This window comes from Sphingopyxis sp. P1IMeth2 (genome assembly GCF_900185685.1).
GTDB classification, from domain to species: domain Bacteria; phylum Pseudomonadota; class Alphaproteobacteria; order Sphingomonadales; family Sphingomonadaceae; genus Sphingopyxis; species Sphingopyxis terrae_A.
The window spans coordinates 303,157-323,860 of the sequence record NZ_FYAT01000014.1 but is presented as its reverse complement, the minus strand read 5'-3'; the positions used below and the strand labels follow the sequence as shown (position 1 = coordinate 323,860).

Annotated in this window: 17 protein-coding genes; 9 read left to right on the top strand and 8 right to left on the bottom strand. The window is 66.0% G+C overall.

Annotation, left to right across the window (positions count from 1 at the left end; translation table 11 throughout):
• Positions 1–81 precede the first annotated feature (81 nt).
• The gene (locus P1IM2_RS15045) at positions 82–1,740 is read right to left on the bottom strand and encodes a long-chain-fatty-acid--CoA ligase (RefSeq protein WP_234178514.1); all 1,659 of its coding nucleotides are present in this window, start codon (positions 1,738–1,740) and stop codon (positions 82–84) included.
• A gap of 127 nt (positions 1,741–1,867) precedes the next feature.
• On the opposite strand from P1IM2_RS15045, the gene P1IM2_RS15040 reads away from it, so the two are divergent.
• On the top strand, positions 1,868–2,305 hold the full coding sequence (locus P1IM2_RS15040; RefSeq protein ID WP_186402950.1) for a MarR family winged helix-turn-helix transcriptional regulator: 438 nt from the start codon (positions 1,868–1,870) through the stop codon (positions 2,303–2,305).
• Positions 2,306–2,307: 2 nt separating this feature from the next.
• Here P1IM2_RS15040 and P1IM2_RS15035 read toward each other — a convergent pair whose 3' ends face one another.
• Positions 2,308–2,883 carry an NADPH-dependent FMN reductase gene (locus tag P1IM2_RS15035; protein ID WP_186402949.1) on the bottom strand — a complete coding sequence of 192 codons (576 nt, stop codon included), beginning with the start codon at positions 2,881–2,883 and terminating at the stop codon, positions 2,308–2,310.
• A gap of 74 nt (positions 2,884–2,957) precedes the next feature.
• On the bottom strand, positions 2,958–3,464 hold the full coding sequence (locus P1IM2_RS15030; RefSeq protein ID WP_003049460.1) for a MarR family winged helix-turn-helix transcriptional regulator: 507 nt from the start codon (positions 3,462–3,464) through the stop codon (positions 2,958–2,960).
• Positions 3,465–3,595: 131 nt separating this feature from the next.
• Here P1IM2_RS15030 and leuD point away from each other — a divergent pair, with 131 nt between their 5' ends.
• Complete coding sequence (gene leuD, locus P1IM2_RS15025; RefSeq protein ID WP_186402948.1) at positions 3,596–4,174, top strand: 3-isopropylmalate dehydratase small subunit; 579 nt, start codon at positions 3,596–3,598, stop codon at positions 4,172–4,174.
• On the opposite strand, the gene leuC is transcribed toward leuD, so the two are convergent.
• The gene (leuC, locus tag P1IM2_RS15020) at positions 4,171–5,598 is read right to left on the bottom strand and encodes a 3-isopropylmalate dehydratase large subunit (RefSeq protein WP_186402947.1); all 1,428 of its coding nucleotides are present in this window, start codon (positions 5,596–5,598) and stop codon (positions 4,171–4,173) included. The two genes, leuD and leuC, sit on opposite strands and share 4 nt — an antisense overlap.
• 410 nt (positions 5,599–6,008) lie before the next feature.
• Between leuC and P1IM2_RS15015 the strand changes: the two genes are divergently transcribed.
• The 3 genes from P1IM2_RS15015 (at position 6,009) to P1IM2_RS15005 (ending at position 10,980) form a co-directional block, all read left to right on the top strand.
• Entirely contained in the window at positions 6,009–8,282 is a 2,274-nt protein-coding gene (locus P1IM2_RS15015; RefSeq protein ID WP_186402946.1) for a TonB-dependent receptor, read from the top strand.
• A gap of 76 nt (positions 8,283–8,358) precedes the next feature.
• Positions 8,359–10,059, top strand: coding sequence for a sulfatase-like hydrolase/transferase (locus P1IM2_RS15010; protein ID WP_186402945.1), 1,701 nt, complete (start codon positions 8,359–8,361; stop codon positions 10,057–10,059).
• A gap of 12 nt (positions 10,060–10,071) precedes the next feature.
• A complete protein-coding gene (locus tag P1IM2_RS15005; protein ID WP_186402944.1) occupies positions 10,072–10,980 on the top strand; it encodes an EamA family transporter in 909 nt (302 codons plus the stop codon).
• Between the two features lies 1 nt (position 10,981).
• Here the strand turns inward: P1IM2_RS15005 and P1IM2_RS15000 are convergent, their stop codons facing one another.
• From P1IM2_RS15000 to P1IM2_RS14990, 3 genes are read right to left on the bottom strand one after another with little or no spacing between them, the layout of a single operon-like run.
• Entirely contained in the window at positions 10,982–12,070 is a 1,089-nt protein-coding gene (locus tag P1IM2_RS15000; RefSeq protein WP_186402943.1) for an alpha/beta fold hydrolase, read from the bottom strand.
• Between the two features lie 12 nt (positions 12,071–12,082).
• Positions 12,083–12,787, bottom strand: coding sequence for a histidine utilization repressor (gene hutC / locus P1IM2_RS14995; protein WP_186402942.1), 705 nt, complete (start codon positions 12,785–12,787; stop codon positions 12,083–12,085).
• Complete coding sequence (locus tag P1IM2_RS14990; protein WP_186402941.1) at positions 12,784–14,139, bottom strand: formimidoylglutamate deiminase; 1,356 nt, start codon at positions 14,137–14,139, stop codon at positions 12,784–12,786. The genes hutC and P1IM2_RS14990 overlap by 4 nt, the downstream gene beginning before the upstream one ends.
• 85 nt (positions 14,140–14,224) lie before the next feature.
• Between P1IM2_RS14990 and hutI the strand changes: the two genes are divergently transcribed.
• The 4 genes from hutI to hutU are packed head-to-tail and all read left to right on the top strand — an operon-like array spanning position 14,225 to position 19,420.
• Positions 14,225–15,430 (top strand): imidazolonepropionase, encoded by a 1,206-nt coding sequence (hutI, locus tag P1IM2_RS14985; RefSeq protein ID WP_186402940.1) that lies wholly within the window; start codon positions 14,225–14,227, stop codon positions 15,428–15,430.
• The gene (gene hutH, locus P1IM2_RS14980; RefSeq protein ID WP_409574541.1) at positions 15,409–16,956 is read left to right on the top strand and encodes a histidine ammonia-lyase; all 1,548 of its coding nucleotides are present in this window, start codon (positions 15,409–15,411) and stop codon (positions 16,954–16,956) included. Before hutI ends, hutH begins: the two co-directional genes overlap by 22 nt.
• A complete protein-coding gene (gene hutG, locus P1IM2_RS14975) occupies positions 16,956–17,759 on the top strand; it encodes an N-formylglutamate deformylase (RefSeq protein WP_186402938.1) in 804 nt (267 codons plus the stop codon). Before hutH ends, hutG begins: the two co-directional genes overlap by 1 nt.
• Positions 17,756–19,420 carry a urocanate hydratase gene (gene hutU, locus P1IM2_RS14970; protein ID WP_186402937.1) on the top strand — a complete coding sequence of 555 codons (1,665 nt, stop codon included), beginning with the start codon at positions 17,756–17,758 and terminating at the stop codon, positions 19,418–19,420. The genes hutG and hutU overlap by 4 nt, the downstream gene beginning before the upstream one ends.
• Here the strand turns inward: hutU and P1IM2_RS14965 are convergent.
• The gene (locus tag P1IM2_RS14965; protein ID WP_186402936.1) at positions 19,417–20,664 is read right to left on the bottom strand and encodes a sugar MFS transporter; all 1,248 of its coding nucleotides are present in this window, start codon (positions 20,662–20,664) and stop codon (positions 19,417–19,419) included. The genes hutU and P1IM2_RS14965 overlap by 4 nt on opposite strands.
• Positions 20,665–20,704: the final 40 nt, after the last annotated feature.

Here is a 20,704-nt window from a genome sequence, read left to right as displayed (position 1 = left end):
GACTTGATCAGGGATCCATTTAACCAGCGTCGAGAGAATGGATCCCGGATCAAGTCCGGGATGACGAGCGTGGGAAACATATTAACGGCTCACCTCGAAGGGCAGTTCATACCCCTCCAGCCCGGCGCGGATCGCCTTCTTGTCGATCTTGCCCGTGGGGCCGAGCGGGATGGCGTCGACGAACACTATGTCGTCGGGCATCCACCATCTGGCGATCTTGCCGTCCAGATAGGCGCGGATTTCGTCGGCCCCCGCGTGCACGCCCGGCTTGAGCTCGCATAGCAGGATCGGCCGTTCGTCCCATTTGGGATGCGCGATGCCGACGACCGCGGCGATGGCGACCGCGGGATGGCCGGTCGCGATATTCTCTATCTCGATCGAACTGATCCACTCGCCGCCCGATTTGACGACATCCTTGGCGCGGTCGGTAATCTGCATATAGCCTTCGCCGTCGATCGTGCTGACATCGCCGGTATCGAAAAAGCCCTCATCGTCGAGCACATCGCCGCCTTCCCCGCCGAAATAGCCGCGCGCGATCGTCGGCCCCTTGATCATCAGCCGCCCCGGCGTCTTGCCATCGTGCGGCAGGCGGTGGCCGGCATCATCGACCAGCTTCATCTCCAGCCCGCACAGCAACCGCCCCTGCTTGAGCTTATACGCCATCTGCGCGTCGTCCCCCTTCGCCGCGACCGAGGCATTAGGGACCGACACCGTGCCGAGCGGGGACGTTTCGGTCATCCCCCACCCCTGGATGACATCGACGCCATAATCGTCGCGGAAGGTGCGGATCAGCGATTCGGGGCACGCCGACCCGCCGATCGTGACGCGTTCCAGCGTCGTGAAGCGCTTGCCATTTTCCTGCAAATATTGGAGCAGCATCTGCCACACCGTCGGCACCGCGGCCGAATAGGTCACGCCCTCCTCCTCGATCAGATTATAGATGGATTCGCCGTCCATCCGCTGTCCGGGCAGCACCAGCTTCGCGCCGACCGCGGGCGCCGAATAGACGACGCCCCACGCATTGGCATGATACATCGGCACGACGAGCAGCACCGTGTCGCGCGCCGACAACGCCAGCGCATCGCGCTGCAGCGTCATCAGCATGTGGATATAGTTGGAGCGGTGCGAATAGAGCACGCCCTTGGGATTGCCCGTCGTCCCGCTGGTGTAGCACAGGCCGCAGGCGCTGTTTTCGTCGAACCCGCCCCCGTCATGTTCGGCGGGATAGCCCGCGATCCAGTCGTCGAACGCCAGCGCGGGATAGGGTGTTTGCGGCAGCGCAGCGCGATCGCAGAAAAAGATCACCTGCTCGATCGACGGCACCTGTGCCAGCAATTCGCCGACCAGATCGGCCACCGCCGGATCGGCGATCAGCAACCGGTCGGCGGCATGATTGGCGATATAGGCGATCTGCTCCATGAACAGCCGCGGATTGAGCGTGTGAAGCACCGCCCCCATCCCCGCCGCGCCATACCAGGCGGCCAGGTGCCGCGCGCCATTCCACCCCATCGTCGCAACGCGGTCGCCCGGCTTGATCCCGGCGGCCACCAGCGCGTTCGATACCCGCTTCGCATCGGCGTGGATTGCGGCATAGGTCGATCGGGTGACGCGCCCTTCGGCGTCGCGCGACACGACTTCGCGCGCGCCGTGCCAGGCCGCCGCATGGTCGAAAATCCGGTCGACCGTCAGCGGGACATTCTGCATCAATCCGTCCATCGGCGGCGCCTCTTCCTCGCTCATTCCAAAAACATAGTATACTAAGCATTTTGTCTTTACACGCTCAGCCGCGCCTTGCCTAGCCCCCGCGCTTCTTCTAGCGTGCGCACCATCGGCGTGCCGCCGAAAACGGGGAATATCGCGTCACTCCATGCGCACCAACCAGCTTATCATCGCTCTTTTCCAACGCTTCTGCTGGCTCGACGAAGGGCTGCAGGCACGGCTGCACGATCGCGGCTGGCCTGACATCAGCCGCCCGCAATCGATGGTGATGACGAATATCGTCAGCGGTATCGTGCGCCCGTCGGACATCGCGCGCAATCTGGGCGTCTCGCGGCAGGCGATTCACAGCACGATCAACCAGATGGTCAAGCTGGGCATGGTCGAACTGGCGCCCGATCCCGAAGACCGGCGGCACATGATCGTCTCGCTCACCGAAACGGGCGCCCGGATGCGTCAGGACGCGCAGCGCGCGATGGATCAGCTCGCCGACCAGCTGGCCGATCGGCTTGGCCACGACCGCTTCGACGCCTTGCTCGCGACGCTCGAGGCCGACTGGGGCGACAACAAGGAACGCCGCCCGGCCTAGGGTCAGGAGGCGAGCGCGGCCGCCACCTTGGCGAGCCGCATCGCCGTCATGTCGACCAGCGATGCGGGCAGCGCGTCCTTCAACGCGCCGCTCTCGTCGAAAGCGGCATGCGCGTTGGGGATCAGCACCTGTTCAGGAATCACGAGCGTCTGCACCGTCGACAGGATCTGGCGCAGATGGATCAGGCCGCGCAACCCGCCGAACGGGCTGACCGAGGCCGACATGATCGCCGCCGCCTTGCCGCGATAGGCGACGAGCGCGACAAGCCCCTCGTCGCCCGTCGGCCGCGACGCCCAGTCGATCGCATTTTTGAGCAGCGGCGGCACCGAGCCATTATATTCGGGCGAGACGAATAATAGCCCGTCCTGCGCCGCAAAGACACGCTTCAACCGCTCGGCATCGGCGGGAAAGGCGCCGGATTCGATCGCGGCCGAATAGAGCGGCAGGTCGTAGCCGGCGAGATCCACGTCGGTGACCTCAGCCCCTTGCGCCTCGAGCGCGCGAATGGCGAGCCTGCCCAGCGCCCGGTTGAACGATCCTTCGCGCGTGCTTCCGACGACAACGGCAATTTTCGGCAATTTACCCTCCCCGCAATAATGATTAGAATACTAACCTATTATCGCGGACGTCCGCAAGCCCGTTGCGAAAGGGGTCAGGCCTTGATGTCGGACAGCGTCGACAGCTTGGCGGTTTCGTCGGCCAGATTCTCGATCACGCGGCGCATGAGCGCCTGCAGCGTTTCAACCTCTTCATCGGTCATGCCGCGGGTCGCGATTTCATGGACCTCGGCATTCATCGGCGCGAGGATCAGCTCGAGCTTGCGCGCGTGCGGGGTCAGATGGATGAAGGTCTTGCGCCGGTCGTCCGACGTCTTCTTGCGCGTGATGAAGCCCGCCTTCTCAAGCCCCTTGAGCGCGACCACCGTCGTCGGTTCGCGCATGCCGACACGCTCGCTCAGTTCGCGCTGGGTGATGCCGTCCTCGCGCCACAGCTGACGCAGGAACCGCCATTGCCCCGCCGACACATCATAGGTCAGCGTTCCGCGCTCGAGCAGCCGCGAAAAGGAGCGGAAGACGATGCGCGCCAGATAGCCGATGCTGTTTTCGGGATTGGTGTAATATTCGGCCGGATGCCGAAACGTCTGGGTCTTCTTCGCCAATTCTCTTCCCCTTTTCCCGAACCTTAGGGGCCTATGATTTGCCCGGCAATATGCTTCGATATACCAATATCATTGGACAGGGAGGGGCAACCCATATACTTAGCTTTCTAAGTTATGGAAAGGATAATCGGATGTTCGACCGGCTGACCGCCGTGGCGGCGCCGCTGCCGATCGCCAACGTCGATACCGACATGGTCATTCCGGCGCGCTTCATGAAGGCCCTGTCACGCACCGGACTGGGGCGGCATCTGTTCCAGGAATTGCGCTACACGCCCGATGGCTTGGAGCGTGAGGATTTCGTCCTGAACCGCGGCGCAACCCGCGGCGCGCAGATATTGATCGCCGACCGCAATTTCGGCTGCGGCTCGTCGCGCGAACATGCGGTATGGGCGCTCCGCGACTTCGGTATCCGCTGCGTGATCGCGCCGAGCTTCGGCGATATTTTTTCGAACAATGCGCGCAAAAACGGCCTGCTGCTGATCCGGCTGCCCGCCGCAATCTGCGACCGGCTGCGCGACGAGGTCGCGCTCGCGCAATTCGCGCCGATGACCGTCGACCTGGTCGAGCAGCGCCTCACCCTGGCGTCGGGTGAAGGCATCGATTTTGCCATCGACCCCGACGATCGCCGCACGCTGCTGGACGGACGCGACGACATCGCGCGCACCTTGCGGCACGAGGCCGCGATCACCCGTTTCGAAACGGCGGCCTAGCCCGTTCCTTCATCGGTCAGGATCGCCGGATCGGCGATGCAACCGGCAATCGCGCTCGCCGCCGCGAGCGCGGGGCTCATCAGGTGGGTGCGGCCGCCGCGCCCCTGCCGATTCTCGAAATTGCGGTTCGACGTCGCGGCGCAGCGTTCGCCGGGCAAAAGGCGGTCCGCGTTCATCCCGACGCACATCGAACAGCCGGGCTCGCGCCAGTCGAAGCCCGCTGCGCGCAGGATGCGGTCGATCCCTTCCGCCTCGGCCTGTCGCTTGACCAGCCCCGACCCCGGCACGACCATGGCGCGCACATGATCCGCGACCCGGCGCCCCTCGACCACCGCCGCGACGACGCGCAGATCTTCGATGCGGCTGTTGGTACAGCTTCCGATGAAAACGCGATCGATCGGGGTCCCGGCGATCGGGCGGCCCGGCGTCAGGCCCATATAGGCGAGCGCGCGCTCGGCAACCGCGCGCGCATCGGGATCGGCCAGGCAAGCCGGATCGGGTATGACGCCGTCGATCGCAATCACCTGCGACGGATTGGTGCCCCAACTGACCATCGGCCCGACCGCGTCGGCATCAATGCGCAATTCGCGGTCGAAGACGGCCCCGGCATCGGTCGGCAAGGCGCGCCAGCGCGCCAGTGCCGCGGTCCAGGCATCGCCCTTCGGCACCGCCGGCCGATCCGCGAGATAGGCGAAGGTCGTGTCGTCGGGCGCGATCAATCCGGCGCGCGCGCCCATTTCGATGCTGAGATTGCACAGCGTCATCCGCGCTTCCATCGACAGCGCCCCGATCGCGCTGCCCGCATATTCGATGACATGCCCCGTCGCCCCGTCGACGCCAATCGCCGCGAGCAGATGCAGCGCCAGATCCTTTGCCTGGACATGGGGACGCAGCACGCCGTCGACGGTGATCCGCATGTTGCGCGAACGGCGCTGGCGAATCGTCTGCGTCGCCAGCACATGTTCGACTTCAGAGGTGCCGATGCCGAAGGCGAGCGCGCCGAACGCGCCGTGCGTCGACGTGTGGCTGTCGCCGCACACGATCGTCATGCCGGGCTGCGAGCGCCCCTGTTCGGGGCCGACGACATGGACGATGCCGCCGCGCGGGTCGCCCATGGCGAAATTCTCGATGCCGTGCCGCGCCGTGTTGCTGACCAGCGCCTCGAGCTGCGCGCGCGCTTCGATATCGGCCACTCCGGCGGGCCCGGCGGCCTGTCCTTCGGTCGGGACATTATGATCCGACAGCGCGAGCGCCCGCTCGGGCCGGCGGACCCCCCGCCCCGCCTCCTCGAGCGCGGCGAAGGCCTGCGGCGACGTCACTTCGTGCAGCAGGTGCAGATCGACATAGAGCAGGGTTTCACCATCGTCCTCGGCAACGGCGTGGGCGTCCCATATCTTGTCGTAAAGCGTGCGCGGGCCGGTCATCGATGCGGCGCCCGCACCGCGCCCGGATTTTCGAAAGACGTCACCCTGTCCTTGCTCCCCGCCGGGTAGATCCTCACTACCGCCATTTACTTAGGATTCTAACTTATATGGTGAGCGAGCACGTCAAATCAAGCGGTTTTGCGTGGCAGCCGCATGTCACAGAATCATAATACTTAGTAGTTGAAGTATTTTTCAATCCTGCTAAGCATGCGGTGGGAACGGAGGATAGAGTCGCTCCACCGGCACGATATTCGGGCACAAGACGATGCCCGGCGCCGGCGGCAAAATGGGCAATCTGCCACAGCATCACCCCGTTTCATGGACTGACAAGGCCGGATGCGAACCCGCATTTCCGCCGCGCTGGCGCGCGCGGGAACGGGATCGGTGCGGCCACCATGTGGGAGGATATGATGACGACGCGCTTGTTCCTGCTTTCGACCGCCATGGTCGCGGTTGGCACCACACCGACGGCGGCGCATGCCCAGACCGGCGAAACCGCCGCGGCGGAAGAAGTCGCCACCGGCGCCGAAGACAATAGCTATGGCGACATCGTCGTCACCGCACAGCGCCGCAGCGAAAGCGTGCAGAATGTCCCGATCGCGATTTCGGCCTTCAATGCCGAGATGGTCGAAGCGAGCGGCAGCACCAATATCACCAGCCTCAACGGCCTCGCGCCCAATGTGGTGCTGCAGACGCAGGGCCTCGTCGCCAATGTGCCGATGATCTCGATCCGCGGCATGAGCACCGCCGATCCCGATCCCAACGCCGACCCCAAGGTCAGCACGATCATCGACGGCGTCTATATTCCCTTCGTGTCGAGCACGATGCTCGACCTGTTCGACGTCGAACGGATCGAGGTGCTGAAGGGACCGCAGGGCGTGCTGTTCGGCAAGAACAACCTTGCCGGCACGATCAACGTCATCACCGCGCGCCCGACCGACGATTTCGGGGGCGAAGCGCGCGTCAGCCTGGGATCCTACGGGCTCAAGCAGTTCCGCGGCAAGCTCAACAGCGGCCGCTTCGCCGATGGCGCGCTGGCCGCCAAAATCTCGGTCAATTTCCGCGACTATGACGGCTACAGCCGCAACGTCATCACCGGCAACCGTCTTAACGGCGCCAATGTGAAGGCGGTGCGCGGCGCGCTCAATTATGATCATGGCGGGCCGTTCGATTCGACGCTGATCGTCGACTGGCTGAAGCAAAAGACGACCGGTCCGGCGCCGCACGTCCTCGACAATGGCGATCCCAATTGGGATCTGCTGCCCGACGCGGTGAAGACCGACGTGCGCAAGGCGGCGGTGCTGTTCGATCCCTATGCCAACACCGAAAGCTATGGCGGATCCTGGTCGTCGAACCTCGACGTGGGCTGGGGCACGATCAGTTCGGTTCTCGGCTATCGTCACCTCACCTATATCACCCGCGGCGACTTCGACGGGCTGATCAATCCGGCGCCGCAGCTCGACGTGACCCGCGACTTTTCGGGCGAATCCAAAAGCGCAGAGCTGCGCTACGTGTCGCCGGCCGGCGAGCCCGTCGATTTCGTCGTCGGCCTCTATTATCAGGCCGACAAATGGCGTCAGTTCAACACGGTGCTCGCCACCCCGACCACGACGACGCTCGCGCAGCTTCATCAGGACACGCAGAGCTATGCGATGTTCGCGCTCGTCAACGCCCATCCGGTCGAGGGGCTGACGCTGTCGCTCGGCGGGCGCTACAGCCACGACCGCAAGAAATATGACATCGCCTCGCAGGTGTTCGTCAACGGCAACCAGGCCTCGTCCTTCACGAGCAGCCTGAAGGCGTCATGGGCCGAATTCACGCCGCGCCTGACCGCCGAATATCGCTTCTCGCCCGCCGCCATGGTCTACGCCAACTATTCGCAAGGGTATAAATCGGGCGGATTCAACTCGCGCGGGACGATCCCCGAGAATATCGGTCCCTATAACCCCGAACGCGTCAACGCGTTCGAAATCGGCGCCAAGACCGACTTGTTCGACCGGTTGCTGCGCTTCAACGTGTCGGGCTTCATCAACAAGTATCGCGATCTGCAAAGCTCGGTGACGAAGATGGGAGCGGTACGGGCGGAGAATATCACGACCAACATCGCTGCCGCCAAAATATCGGGCTTCGAAGTCGAAACGCTGCTGCGCCCCGCCGCCAATTTCACCATCGGCGCGAACCTTGCCTATCTGCATGCGCGCTATACCGATTTCTGCGCGGACACAAACGGGGTCTTCACCAACGGCGCACCCGAACCCGGCCAGTGCGGGCCGGCGGTCCCGATCCTGATCAACGGGGTGCCGAACGGAACCTTCGCCGTCCCGACCGATTCGAGCGGCCTCGACCTCGCCAATGCACCCAAATGGAGCGGCAGCCTGTCGGTCGATTATGCCATTCCGATGTCGTTCGGCGCGATCAAGCTGCACAGCGACGCGCGCTATTCGTCGCGCTTCAACACCTGGGGCCGCAGCAACCTTCCCGGCTATTACCGGGACGAGGTGGTGCTGCTCAACGCCAGCATCGCGGTCGCGGGACAGGACGACAAATGGAAGGTGACGCTCTACGGCACCAACCTGACCGATCAGGAGGTGATTTCGGGCGCCACCAACGCCGGCGCGACCCCGATCTCGCAATTCTATCAGCCGCCGCGTGAATTCGGGGTGGACCTGTCGTTCAAATTCTGACGCAATCCGTCCGCGGCGCTTCCTTGCCGAAGCGCCGCGGATCGCATTTCGGGACTGCTGGCCAAGGGAGATTGAGATGGCTTGGGATGTGAACCGCCGCACGTTCGTCGGGGGAATGGGGGCGCTCGCCGCCGCGGGTCTCTCGATGCCGACCTATGCGAAGAACGGCAAGAAGCTCAACGTCCTGATGATCGTCACCGATCAGGAACAGAGCGTCGCCAGCTATCCCGAGGGCCTGCTCGAAAAGCTCCCCGCGCACCGCGAACTGATGGAACGCGGGATGCTCGTCGAAAATTATCATGTGCACACGACCCCCTGCACCCCGTCGCGCTCGACGATCTTTCAGGCGCACCATACGCAGCAGACGGGCCTGTTCCTCAACAGCGACAACGCCCCCTATCCGGTGGCGGCGGAAACCATGCCGACGCTCGGCCACATGATGCAGGCGGCGGGCTATTACACCAGCTACAAGGGCAAATGGCATCTCAGCCGGATCAATTACGAACGCAACTGGACGCGGATTCCGGGCGGCATCTATCCGACGACCGAAAATGCCATGGAGAAATACGGCTTCCACGATTACGGCTTCGACGGCGAGGAAGTCGGGCTGACATGGGATGGCTACAAGGCCGACATGTATGTCGCGGGCGACGCGGCGCGCGCGATCTTCGACTATGCGCGCAACGACAAGGCTGGCGGCAAGCCGTGGTTCCAGGTCGTCGGTCTGGTCAATCCGCACGACATCATGTTCTATGACGCGACGGGCAAGCAGGCCGAAAGCCGCCCCGATCCGAACATATTGGGGCCGCTGCGCCGCGAACCCGGCGATCCGATCTACGAGGTCGACAACAAGTTCGACCTGCCCGAAAGCTTCAGCAAGGACGATCTGTCGACGAAGCCCGAGGCGCATCGCGCGATCGTACGGCTGAACGACGTCTTCTACGGCAAGATGGCGCACGACGATCTCGCCTCGTGGCACCGCTTCAACAATTATTACTATAACTGCCTGCGCGACGTCGATCGTCGGCTCGGCCAGTTGCTCTGGGCGCTCAAGGAAAGCGGCCAGATCGACAATACGATCATCATCTACACCAGCGACCATGGCGAGCGCGCCGCCGCGCACGGGATGCGCCAGAAGGGCGCGACCATGTACCGCGAAGAAACCAATATCCCGATGATCATCGCCCACCCCGATTTCCCCGGTGGGCGGTCGACCAAGGGGCTGATGGGCGCGATCGACATCGCTCCGACGCTGATGACGCTCGCCGGCTTGTCCGCCGACCAACAGCAGAACCGTTTCCCCGGCCTGCCCGGCGTCGACGTGTCGGCGCTGCTCGGATCGCCGACGCTGCCAACGCAGCGCGACAGGACGGGCCACCTCTTCAACTATGCGGTCGTCCATTATTGGGAGCCGACCAAGGACCGCGCCGCCAATCTGCCGAGCGGCGAGCCCGATTACAGCAAGCAATATGACCTGTCGAAGCGCCGCCTGCACCGCGGCGTTCACGATGGCCGCTACAAATTCGCGCGCTATTTCGCGCCGGCGCATCATCACACGCCGACCGACTGGAAGACGCTGGCCGCGATGAACGATCTCGAGCTATACGACACCCACGCCGACCCGGGCGAGATCGTCAATCTGGCGTACGATCCCAAGCAGAAGGCGAATGTGCTGCGGCTCAACAAGATGGTCAACGCGCTGGTCGCGCGCGAGGTGGGCGAAGATGACGGCCGCGAATATCCGGGACCGACGGAGATGTATAATCAGCCTGCCTGACGCCGCCGCCGCATGAACCCCATCTGGCTTCCCGCCTCGCTGTTCGGCGGGCTCTTTCAGGCGTGGCGCACTGCGCTGCAGCAGCGGCTGCGCGCCGAACTGAGCATCAGCGGCGCGGGGCTGGTCCGCTATCTCTACGGCCTCCCCTTCGCGCTCGCCTTTGCGGCCGCCTGGCTCGGCGCGCGCCATGCGGCGCTGCCACCGCTCGGCCTCGCCTTCGCCGGTCTGTCGGCGGTCGGCGCGGTGACCCAGATGGCGGGGACGATCCTGCTCATCACCGCCTTCGGCCACCGGGGCTTCGTCGTCGGCACCGCCTTTTCCAAGACCGAAGCGGTGCAGGCGGCGCTCGTCACCGCATTGTTCCTCGGCGAACATCTGCCGCTGCTTGCCTGGGCGGGTATCGTTGCAGGGGTCGCCGGGGTACTGATCCTCGCGCTTGCGGGACGCGGGCTGACGCTGCGCGAAATTGCGGGCTCGCTCGGTCAGCCGGCGGCGTTGTTCGGGCTCGGCGCGGGGTCGATGTTCGCCTGCGCCGCGGTCGCGATAAAGCTCGCCACTACCGAGCTGCAGGGCGTCGATACGGTGGGATCGGCGCTCGTCACCCTCGTCGTGGTGATGGCGATGCAAAGCGCGCTGCATCTTGCGTGGATCATCGCGCGCGACCGCGACACGCTCGCCGCGGTCGGCCGGACGTGGCGCTCCTCGGCGCAGGTCGGGCTGCTGTCGGCGCTCGGATCGGCGTGCTGGTACACCGGCTTCGCCGCCGCCCCCGCGGCACTGGTCCGCGTCGTCGGGCAAGTCGAGGTGGTGTTCACCATCGCCTTTGCGCATTTCTATCTGCGCGAGCCCGTCCGCTGGCACGAGACGCTGGGGCTGCTGCTGGTTGTCGGCGGCGTGATCCTCGCGCTGCTGTCGACATAATTCAGCGCAGCGGCGGCAATCCGTCCATGATCGCGGTCAGCGCGAGCGCATTTTCGCGCTCCATCGCGCTGTGTCCCGCATTGGTGACGACGTAAGTGGCGGGCTCGCGCCCCGCGTCGCGCAGCGCCGCGACCAGCCGCGACGCCTGCGTCAGCGGACACACCTCATCGAAACGGCCGTGGACGATGTGCACGGGGATGGACGCGAGCGTAGACGCGCCGCCGATCAGATGACCGGGCTCCAGAAACAGGTCGTTTGCAAAGAAATGCGCCTCGATCTGCGCAAAGCATAGCGCGAAGTCGGCGTCGCCGAACTTGCCGGTCGCGCCATGTTCGGGAATCAGGTTGGAAATCTTCCCTTCCCACAGCGACCAGACGAGCGCGGCATGCAGCTGCCGCTCGCGTTCGGCGTCGGTCTGCGGCACCATGTCGAAGATCGCCTTGTACGACGCCATCACATCGCGACGTTCGGCGACCGACAGCACGCCGAGCAGTTCGGCCCATTCGTCAGGATAGTTGATATAGGCGCCGGGCGCGGTCAGCGCATAGGGCGCCTCGTGCCAGGTCGCAGCATTGCCCTGATACAGATAGTCAAGATCCTCGGCCGATCCCAGAAAGATGCCGCGCAGGATCAGGCTGGCGCAATGCTGCGGAAAGGCGATGGCATAGGCCATCGCCAGCGTGCTGCCCCAGCTGCCCCCGAACACATGCATCGGCCCTGCGATGTCCAGCGCATCGCGCAGCCGGTTGATGTCGTCGATCAGGTGCGGCGTATCATTGTGGCGCAGCGCCGCGGCGGGGCCAGCGGCGGCGACATTGGGCTCGCTCTTGCCGCAGCCGCGCTGGTCGAACAGGATGATGCGATAGCGCGCCGGATCGAAAAAACGCGCCATCTCGGGCGAGCAGGCGCCGCCCGGCCCGCCGTGAAGAACCATCACCGGCTCGCCGCCCGCGGCGCCATATTCCTCCCAATAGATGCGGTGCCCCGCCTCGGCATCGACGTCCAGCCAGCCGCTGCGCCGCGGCTCCGCCGCCGGATAACGCCAGCCGTCGCCGATCTTGCTGCTGGTTTCGAGACGCGAAAAATCCATGACCATTCCTCTTCAGGGCCGAAAATGCGCGACGAGCGCGTAGCGGTCGCCCGGATAGACCTGCCGCGCATAGGTGATGCGCTCGGCGCCGCGCCACGTCCAGCGTTCGAGCGCCATGCAGGCCGCGCCCGCCGCGATGCCGAGCGCGACCAGTTCCTTCGCCCCGGCGTTGACCGCGGTGATGCGATGCTCGGCCTCGGTCCAGGGAACATGCGCGAGCAGCCACGATCCCGGCGGCTCGACCGCGAAATCGACCTCGGCCGCGCCGGGCACCGCCGCCAGATTGATAAGGCGCCTCTCGAGCGCATAGGGCCGCCCGCCGGCATGGTGGCGGCACTCGATCGCGAGCACGGAGCCGCCGTCGATCTGGAGCAGGCGCCGATCCTCCTCGTTCGCGGGGCGGATCTCCCGGCGGTCGAGGTCGAGCCGATAATCCGCGCCCTGCTGCGCCACTTCGTCGCGGATGTCGGGGATTTCGAGCGCGGCGCGGTGAATGCGCGGATGCGAAACGAAGGTGCCGGCGCGCTTGCGGCTTTCAATCACCCCCGCCTCGACCAAGGCGCGCAGCGCCCGGTTCACGGTCATCCGCGAACAGCCATAGGTCGCCATCAATTGATGTTCATAGGGGATGCGGTCGCCGGGCTTCCATTCGCCCGACATGATCCGCGCTTCGATATCGCGGCGGATCTGCGCATGGAGAGCGCCGCTCTGCTTCATGCGAGCAGCGCCTGCATCGCGGCCCGATAGCGCGCGTCGATCGCCGCGCGCGCGACATGGCGGCCGCCGGCAACGCATTGGACGCCGCGGCGCCAGACGCAGTCGACCAGCCGCGCCCCACGCCCGAATATCCAGCTATCGAGGATCGCATCGCCGCGCCGCGCGGCGAGCGCGGGGTCGGCCGCAGTCAGGCTGACAAGATCGGCCCCCGCGCCGGTCGCAATGCCGTGCCCCGCCTGGCCGAGCGCCTGTGCCCCGCCCGCCTGCGCCGCCTGGTGGAGCGCGGCGCCGGTCGAACGCCCCGCACCGCCCGCGAGCAGATTGCGGCCGCGATGCGCCAGCCGCTGACCATATTCGAGCAGGCGCAGTTCGGCCGCCGCGTCGATCTCGACATTGGAATCCGAGCCGACCCCGAAGCGGCCACCGCCTGCCAGAAATTCGCGTGCCTGGAACAAACCGTCGCCAAGATTGGCCTCGGTGATCGGGCACAGCCCGAGGACCGCCCCGCTCTGCGCGACCGCGCGCCATTCGGCTTCGGTGACATGCGTCGCGTGAACGAGGCACCAGTCGGCGCCGACCTCGGCGTTCGCCATCAGCCATTCGACCGGCCGCGCGCCGCTCCATGCGCGGCATGCCTCGACCTCGGCGATCTGTTCGGCAATATGGATATGCAGCGGCGCAGCGGCGGCCATCGCGGCAACCGCGGTCAGTTCGGCGGCGGTCACCGCGCGCAGGCTGTGCGGCGCGACGCCGATGATGGCATCGCCCAGCCCCGCAACCGCGGCACGCGAAGCCTCGATCAATGCGGCATAGCTGTCGAGGTCGTTGACGAAGCGCCGCTGCGCCGCAGTCGGCGCCGCGCCGCCGAACCCCGAATGGGCATAGAAGACGGGAAGCAGGGTCAGCCCGATCCCCGTTTCATCGGCCGCCGCCGCAATCGCCTGTGCCATCGCCGCCACATCGCCGTAGGGTCGGCCGTCAGGCGAGTGATGCAGATAATGAAATTCGCCGACGCGGGTAAAACCGCTCTCCAGCATTTCGGCATAAGCGAGCGCCGCGATCGCGCGCATACCGTCGGGATCGAGGCGATCGACGAAGCGATACATGACCTCGCGCCATGTCCAGAAACTGTCGTCGCCTTCGCCCGCGCGCTCGGCAAGGCCCGCCATGCCGCGCTGAAAGGCGTGGCTGTGCAGATTGGGCAGACCGGGGATCAGAATGGCGTGCCGGTCGTCGCCCGGCTGCGGCGGCGCCGCCACCTCGATCGCACCGACATGGCCATCGGCGATCGTCAGCCGGACATTCTCAGCCCAACCCTCCGCCAACCATGCCTGTTCGCACCAAAGCGCCATCGCCTCATCCCGTCTGGACAATCTTCCGCGTTCGGATTTATGTATATACATTATTGAGTCGATGCCACAAGCCGGAGGAGAGGGCATGCGCTGCGATCGCCTGTGGACCAACGCCCGTCTCGCCACGATGCGCGCCGACCTGCCCGGTCTCGGCGTCGTCGAGGGCGGCGCGATCGGTTTGCGCGAAGGCCGGATCGCCTTTGCCGGCCCCGCAGCCGACGCCCCCAATGCCGCCGATGTCATCGACTGCGACGGTCGCTGGATCACCCCCGGGCTGATCGACGCGCACACCCATCTGGTCTTCGCGGGCGACCGCATCGCCGAGTTCGAACTGCGCCAGAAGGGCGCGTCCTATGAAGAGATTGCGCGCGCGGGCGGCGGTATCGCGTCGACGGTGGCGGCGACGCGCGCGGCGAGCGAAGCGGCGCTGGTCCGCAGCGCGCTGCCGCGCCTTGACGCACTGATCGCGGAGGGCGTCACGACGATCGAGATCAAGTCGGGCTATGGCCTGACCCTGACCGACGAAGCGAAGATGCTGCGCGCCGCACGGGCGCTGGGCGACGCGCGCCCGGTCACAGTGCGGACGACCTTTCTCGGCGCCCACGCGCTGCCAGGCGAATTTGTGGGCGACCCCGACGGCTATATCGACTTGCTATGCGAGCAAGTGTTGCCCGCCATCGCGGCCGAAGGGCTCGCCGATGCCGTCGATGCCTTTTGCGAAAATATCGGCTTCACGCCCGCGCAGACCGAACGGATGTTCGCCGCCGCCGCCGCGCAGGGCCTGCCGGTCAAGCTGCATGCCGAGCAGCTTTCCAACCAGCATGGCGCGGCGCTCGCCGCGCGGCATGGCGCGCTGTCGGCCGATCATCTCGAATATCTCGGCGGACCGGGAATTGCCGCGATGCGCGATGCGGGGACGGTCGCAATGCTGCTGCCCGGCGCATTTTACTTCCTTCGCGAAACGAAGCTGCCGCCCGTGGCGGCGCTGCGCGCGGCGGGCGTGCCGATCGCCCTCGCAACCGATTGCAATCCCGGCACCTCGCCGCTCACCTCGCTGCTGCTGACGATGAACATGGGCGCGGTGCTGTTCGGCCTCACTACCGACGAATGCCTGCTCGGCGTAACGCGCCATGCGGCGCAGGCGCTCGGCCTGTCGGACAGCATCGGCACGATCGAGGCGGGCAAGCGCTGCGACCTTGCGATCTGGGATATCGAACGGCCGTCCGATCTGGTCGGCCGCATGGGCCTCAACCCGCTGCACCAGCGGATATGGATGGGACAGACGACGTGACGCAGATTGTCATCAAGCCGGGCGGCATGACGCTGGCCGACTGGCGGGCCATTTACGAAGGCGCGGCGGCGCGGCTTGCCGCGCCGGCCTGGGACGCGATCGACGCAAGTGCCGCGGCGGTCGCGCGCATCGTCGCGCGCGGCGCCCCGGTCTATGGCATCAACACCGGCTTCGGAAAGCTGGCGAGCGTCCGGATCGCCGACGACGAGCTGTCGATCCTGCAGCGCAACATCGTGCTCAGCCACGCCGCCGGCACCGGCCTCGCTTCACCCACGCCCGTCATCCGCCTGATGATGGCGCTCAAGCTCGCCAGCTTCGGCGTCGGCGCCTCGGGGGTACGGCGCGAAACGGTCGGACTACTCGAAGCGATGCTGGCCAAGGGCCTCTCCCCCGTTGTCCCGTCGCAGGGTTCGGTCGGCGCAAGCGGCGACCTCGCCCCACTGTCGCATATGGCGGCCGCGATGATCGGCGTCGGCGCGATCGAGGTCGGCGGCAAGATATTGCCCGCGGCCGAGGCCCTTGCCGCCGCCGATCTGGCACCGCTCGAGCTCGGCCCCAAAGAGGGCCTGGCGCTGCTCAACGGCACGCAATTTTCGACCGCCAACGCCCTCGCCGGGCTGTTCCGCGCCGAAACGCTGTTCCAGTCGGCGCTGATCACCGGCGCGCTCTCGACCGAAGCCGCCAAAGGCTCCGACGCGCCGTTCGACGCGCGCATCCACGCGCTGCGCGGTCATGCGGGGCAGCGCGAGGTCGGCGATGCGCTGCGCGGCCTGATGGCGGGTTCGGCGATCCGCGCCTCGCACGCCGAAGACGATCCGCGCGTGCAGGATCCCTATTGCCTCCGCTGTCAGCCGCAGGTGATGGGTGCGGCGCTCGACCTGCTGCGGCAGGCCGGCACGACGCTGCACGTCGAGGCCAATGGCGTTTCGGACAATCCGCTGATCTTCGCCGATAGCGACGAGGCGCTGTCCGGCGGCAATTTCCACGCCGAGCCCGTCGCCTTCGCCGCCGACATGATCGCGCTGGCGCTGTGCGAGATCGGGTCGATCGCCGAACGGCGCATCGCGATGCTCGTCGATCCCGCGCTGTCGGGCCTGCCCGCCTTCCTCACCCCGCGGCCCGGCCTCAATTCGGGCTTCATGATCCCGCAGGTCACCGCCGCCGCGCTGGTCAGCGAGAACAAGCAGCGCGCCTATCCCGCCAGCGTCGATTCGATCCCAACCTCTGCCAATCAGGAGGATCATGTCTCGATGGCGGCGCATGGCGCGCGGCGCCTGCTCGACATGGCCGATAATGTCAGCGCAGTGATCGGCATCGAATTGCTCGCGGCCTGTCAGGGCATCGACTTCCACGCCCCGCTGACATCGAGCGCCGCGCTCGAGGCGGCGCGCAGGCATCTGCGCGCGGTCGTCCCCACGCTCGGCGACGACCGGCATTTCCATCCCGATATGGAAGCCGCGACCGCGCTGATCCGCACCGGCAGCCTTGCAACCGCGGTGGCCGCGGAGCTTCCGGGGATCGGCTGATGGACTGGCTGCGCATCCACCGCGGCGACGCCCCGCTGATCGTCGCCTTCCCGCACGGCGGCACCGATCTTGCGGGCCTCGATGATCAGTTCGTCTCGCCATGGCGCGCGCAGCTCGATACCGACTGGTGGATCGCCGATCTTTACGCCTTCGCGCTCGATCTGGGCGCGACGACGATCGCGACCGCGATCTCGCGCAGCGTGATCGACATGAACCGCGATCCGTCGGGCGCCTCGCTCTATCCGGGGCAGGCGACGACCGAGCTCTGCCCGACGACGACCTTCGACGGCGACCCGCTCTATCGCTTCGGCGCGCCAGACGAGACCGAAGTCGTCCGCCGGCTGGGCCTCTATCACCGCCCGTATCACGATGCGATCGCGGCAGAGATCGAACGACTGAAGGCGCAGCATCGCAAGGTCATTCTTTACGACGCCCATTCGATCCGCAGCCATGTGCCGCGCCTGTTCGACGGCGAATTGCCGCAATTCAACATCGGCACCAACAGCGGCGCGACCTGTGCGCCCGAACTGGAAACCGTGGTTGCAAGCATCTGCGCCGCGAGCGGCCACAGCCATGTCGTCAACGGCCACTTCAAGGGCGGCTGGACAACGCGCCATTACGGCCGCCCCGACGCGGGCATCCACGCGATCCAGATGGAGCTCGCCCAGCGCGGCTATATGGTCGAACCGGCGTCTTTCGACCCCGGCAACTGGCCAAGCCCGCTCGACTCCGATCCCGCGATCCTGCCGACGCTGCAGCAAGTGATCGCCGCGACCCTCGATTTTGCGAAAGGATATCCATGAGCCGCCTCGACAACAGCCGCGTCATCAAGGCACCGACCGGCGACCGGCTCAACGCCAGGAGCTGGCTGACCGAAGCGCCGCTGCGCATGCTGATGAACAATCTTCATCCCGACGTTGCCGAACGCCCCGAGGAACTGGTCGTCTATGGCGGCATCGGCCGCGCCGCGCGCGACTGGGAAAGCTATGACCGCATCGTCGAGACGCTGAAGCGCCTCGAAGACGACGAGACGCTGCTTGTCCAGTCGGGCAAGCCGGTCGGGGTCTTTCGCACCCACCCCGACGCGCCGCGCGTGCTGATCGCGAACAGCAACCTCGTCCCGCATTGGGCGAATTGGGAGCATTTCGGCGAACTCGATAAGCGCGGGCTCGCCATGTACGGGCAGATGACCGCGGGATCGTGGATCTATATCGGCACACAGGGCATCGTGCAGGGGACGTACGAAACCTTCGTCGAAATGGGGCGCCAGCATTATGGCGGCGACCTCGCGGGCAAATGGCTGCTCACCGCCGGGCTTGGCGGTATGGGCGGGGCACAGCCGCTCGCGGCAGTGATGGCGGGCGCATCGTGCCTCGCGATCGAGTGCCAGCCGAGCCGGATCGAGATGCGGCTGCGCACCGGCTATCTCGACGTCGCGGCGCAGACGATCGAGGAAGCGATGGCGATCATCGAAAAGAGCTGCGCCGACAAAAAGCCGGTGTCGGTCGGCCTGCTCGGCAACGCCGCCGAAATCCTGCCCGACCTGTTCGCCCGCGGCATCCGTCCCGATCTTCTGACCGACCAGACGAGCGCGCACGACCCGGTGAACGGCTATCTCCCCATCGGCTGGAGCGTCGCCGAATGGATGGAGAAGCGCGAAAGCGACCCGCAGGCTGTCGCGAAGGCGGCCAAGGCGTCGATGGCGGTGCATGTCCGCGCGATGCTCGATTTTCAGGCCGCGGGCGTGCCGACGACCGATTATGGCAACAATATCCGGCAGGTCGCGAAGGACGAGGGCGTCGAAAATGCCTTCGATTTCCCCGGCTTCGTTCCCGCCTATATCCGCCCGCTCTTCTGCCGCGGCATCGGTCCGTTCCGCTGGGCGGCGCTGTCGGGCGATCCCGAGGACATCTACAAGACCGATGCCAAGGTGAAGGAACTGCTGCCCGACGACGCGCATCTGCACAACTGGCTTGACATGGCGCGTGAGAAGATTCATTTCCAGGGCCTGCCCGCGCGCATCTGCTGGGTCGGGCTCGGCGATCGTCACCGGCTTGGGCTCGCGTTCAACGAGATGGTCGCGTCGGGCGAACTCAAGGCACCCGTGGTCATCGGCCGCGATCATCTCGACTCGGGATCGGTCGCCTCGCCCAACCGCGAAACCGAAGCGATGCGCGACGGGTCGGACGCGGTCAGCGACTGGCCGCTGCTCAACGCGCTCCTCAACACCGCGAGCGGCGCGACCTGGGTGTCGCTGCACCATGGCGGCGGCGTCGGCATGGGCTTTTCGCAGCACAGCGGCATGGTGATCGTCGCCGACGGCACCCCCGATGCGGCCAGGCGGCTCGAACGCGTGCTGTGGAACGACCCCGGCACCGGCGTCATGCGCCACGCCGACGCGGGCTATGACATCGCGATCGACTGCGCGCGCGAAAAGGGACTCGACCTGCCCTCGCTCGGTTAGGCGGGCTGCGCTGTTACCGTTTCTCCGGCACGTATGCGGCGGCGGAGCAGGAACAGCCCGGCGCCGAGAAGGGCCGTCGGCACCAGCATCAGCGTGAAGGCGGTGCGCCCGTCGAGATGCGCGAACAGCGCCCCGGTAATCAGCGACCCGGTCGTGCCGCCAAGCGCCGAAAAGACGACGACCAGCCCCATCAGCGACGGGTGGTGCCGGTTCGGCATCGCGCTCAGCATCACCGAAATGATCGTCGGATAAATGGGCGCGAGCGCGAAGCCGATCATCGGGAAGAGAAAAGCCGCGACCGGCGCATCGCGCCAGCTTTCGATCGGCACCGGACGCAGGCCATCGGCGAGCGGCAGCACGAGGATGATCAGCGCCGCGAGTACGGCCAGGCAGGCATTCAGGACCGGATACCAGTCGAAGCGCGCCATCACCGCGCCGGCGCCGAAACGGCCGAGCGCGATGCACGCCGCGAACAGACTCGCCGCCTGCACGCTCATCTGCGCCGGCAGGTGCAGCACCTCGTTGTTGAAGGTCGGCAGCCAGGTACCGATGCCCTGCTCGATCAGGACAAAGACAAAGGCGCAGACGATGAAGACGAGCACCAGCGGCAGCGCCGCGAGCCGCAGCATCGCGACGAGCGGCGGCCCCTGTTCGTCGGCGGCCTCCTCCCCCGCATGGGTGCGGCGCTCGTCAAGCGATGCAGACAGGATGAAGGCCAGCGCCAGCGCCGGGATCACCGCCAGCACCCAATAGGCGTTGAGCCAGCGCAGGCCCATCGGGTCGATGAAGGCGCTGAACACCCAATAGGACGACAGCACGCCGACCATGAACATGCCTTCGATCAGGCTGGTCAGGCTGGCGTGGTGCCGCGCGTCGTCGGTGACGAGGCCGATCATCGAATAGACGACGACTTTGGCGACCGCGAAGGCCGCGCCGACCATCGCGAAATGCAATTGCGCTGCGCCGAAGCTTCCCGCGAGCGGCATGACCGTACACGCCGCGATCGCGAGGAGCAGCGCCCCGATCAGCGCGTTACGCAGGCCGATGCGCGGCAGATAGCTCGCGGTCAGGAAAGAGACGATCGCAATCGTGATATCCTTGAAACCTTCGAGCGTGCTCGCCTCGGGCTTCGTGACATGAAAGCTGGAAATCGACTGCAGGATCACCGTCCCGACGCTGTTGAGCAGCATCGCGAAGGCGACATAGGTCAGAATCATTGCGGCAATCAAACGCGTGCGGGCCATGCCAAGTCCTTTGCCGCAAAGAGGGGTGGTCGCGAAGAGG

What these genes read in the sequence shown, in the direction of transcription:
- P1IM2_RS15045 (WP_234178514.1), bottom strand. Translation starts at nt 1,740, where the DNA reads ATGAGCGAGGAAGAGGCGCCGCCGATGGACGGATTGATGCAGAATGTC.
- P1IM2_RS15040 (WP_186402950.1), top strand. Translation starts at nt 1,868, where the DNA reads ATGCGCACCAACCAGCTTATCATCGCTCTTTTCCAACGCTTCTGCTGG.
- leuD (WP_186402948.1), top strand. Translation starts at nt 3,596, where the DNA reads ATGTTCGACCGGCTGACCGCCGTGGCGGCGCCGCTGCCGATCGCCAAC.
- leuC (WP_186402947.1), bottom strand. Translation starts at nt 5,598, where the DNA reads ATGACCGGCCCGCGCACGCTTTACGACAAGATATGGGACGCCCACGCC.
- P1IM2_RS15015 (WP_186402946.1), top strand. Translation starts at nt 6,009, where the DNA reads ATGACGACGCGCTTGTTCCTGCTTTCGACCGCCATGGTCGCGGTTGGC.
- P1IM2_RS15010 (WP_186402945.1), top strand. Translation starts at nt 8,359, where the DNA reads ATGGCTTGGGATGTGAACCGCCGCACGTTCGTCGGGGGAATGGGGGCG.
- P1IM2_RS15005 (WP_186402944.1), top strand. Translation starts at nt 10,072, where the DNA reads ATGAACCCCATCTGGCTTCCCGCCTCGCTGTTCGGCGGGCTCTTTCAG.
- P1IM2_RS15000 (WP_186402943.1), bottom strand. Translation starts at nt 12,070, where the DNA reads ATGGATTTTTCGCGTCTCGAAACCAGCAGCAAGATCGGCGACGGCTGG.
- hutC (WP_186402942.1), bottom strand. Translation starts at nt 12,787, where the DNA reads ATGAAGCAGAGCGGCGCTCTCCATGCGCAGATCCGCCGCGATATCGAA.
- P1IM2_RS14990 (WP_186402941.1), bottom strand. Translation starts at nt 14,139, where the DNA reads ATGGCGCTTTGGTGCGAACAGGCATGGTTGGCGGAGGGTTGGGCTGAG.
- hutI (WP_186402940.1), top strand. Translation starts at nt 14,225, where the DNA reads ATGCGCTGCGATCGCCTGTGGACCAACGCCCGTCTCGCCACGATGCGC.
- hutH (WP_409574541.1), top strand. Translation starts at nt 15,409, where the DNA reads ATGGATGGGACAGACGACGTGACGCAGATTGTCATCAAGCCGGGCGGC.
- hutG (WP_186402938.1), top strand. Translation starts at nt 16,956, where the DNA reads ATGGACTGGCTGCGCATCCACCGCGGCGACGCCCCGCTGATCGTCGCC.
- hutU (WP_186402937.1), top strand. Translation starts at nt 17,756, where the DNA reads ATGAGCCGCCTCGACAACAGCCGCGTCATCAAGGCACCGACCGGCGAC.
- P1IM2_RS14965 (WP_186402936.1), bottom strand. Translation starts at nt 20,664, where the DNA reads ATGGCCCGCACGCGTTTGATTGCCGCAATGATTCTGACCTATGTCGCC.